The sequence below is a fragment of the Mycobacterium sp. 1165196.3 genome (assembly GCF_001673415.1).
Taxonomy (GTDB): Bacteria; Actinomycetota; Actinomycetes; order Mycobacteriales; family Mycobacteriaceae; genus Mycobacterium; species Mycobacterium europaeum_A.
On the sequence record NZ_LZLU01000205.1, the window covers coordinates 1 to 828 of the forward strand.

Annotated in this window: 1 protein-coding gene and 1 pseudogene; one reads left to right on the forward strand and one right to left on the reverse strand. The window is 73.8% G+C overall.

The genetic code is table 11. From position 1 onward, the window contains the following. Window positions 1-53: 53 nt before the first annotated feature. Window positions 54-542, forward strand: a complete 489-nt coding sequence (locus tag A5659_RS28670) for a hypothetical protein (RefSeq protein ID WP_231997963.1) — start codon at window positions 54-56, stop codon at window positions 540-542. Between the two features lie 50 nt (window positions 543-592). On the opposite strand, the pseudogene A5659_RS28675 reads toward A5659_RS28670, so the two are convergent. After that, window positions 593-820 (reverse strand): annotated as a pseudogene (locus tag A5659_RS28675) (AAA family ATPase); the annotation flags it as partial. Window positions 821-828: the final 8 nt, after the last annotated feature.

An 828-nucleotide genomic window follows, 5' to 3' on the forward strand; every position in this document is an offset into this window, starting at 1 on the left:
GCGGAGCGGTGGTGGTGGGGCCCGACGGCGTCGGCAAATCCACCCTCGCCCGGGTGGCCGCCGAGCGTTTTGCCGAGCGCAATCCCAGCACGCTCATCCGCTGGGTCACCGGCACCCCCACCGAACGCGCGGTCCCGTTCGGGGCGTTCAGCCACCTGGTGGAGATCACCGACCTCGGCAAGCCCGCCGCGCTGCTGCGGGCCGCCCGGGCATCGCTGGGCGGTGACGACCTGCTGCTCGTCGTCGACGACGCCCAACACCTGGACGTGCTGTCGGCCACCGCGCCGTCACCGGCGAGCTCGGTCAGATTGGTGACCGAGAGCGGCTCGGCGACGGCGAGGTACTCCAGCACCGACCGCGCCGCGGCGGGCAGCTCGGCGAGGAAGGTATCGATCTGCGCCGGGGCGCTCGCCCCGCCCGGCGGCTCGATGTCGAGCCGGGTGAGCAGGTCGTCACCCCACAGCGCCGCGATCGCCTCGGGAGCGGAGTCGGCGCGGGCGGTGACGATGAGCCGTCCGGCGCCGTCGCGCGCCAGCTGGTAGACCAGGGTGGCCGACAGCACGTCCAGGTGTTGGGCGTCGTCGACGACGAGCAGCAGGTCGTCACCGCCCAGCGATGCCCGGGCGGCCCGCAGCAGCGCGGCGGGCTTGCCGAGGTCGGTGATCTCCACCAGGTGGCTGAACGCCCCGAACGGGACCGCGCGTTCGGTGGGGGTGCCGGTGACCCAGCGGATGAGCGTGCTGGGATTGCGCTCGGCAAAACGCTCGGCGGCCACCCGGGCGAGGGTGGATTTGCCGACGCCGTCGGGCCCCACCACCACGGCTGGTC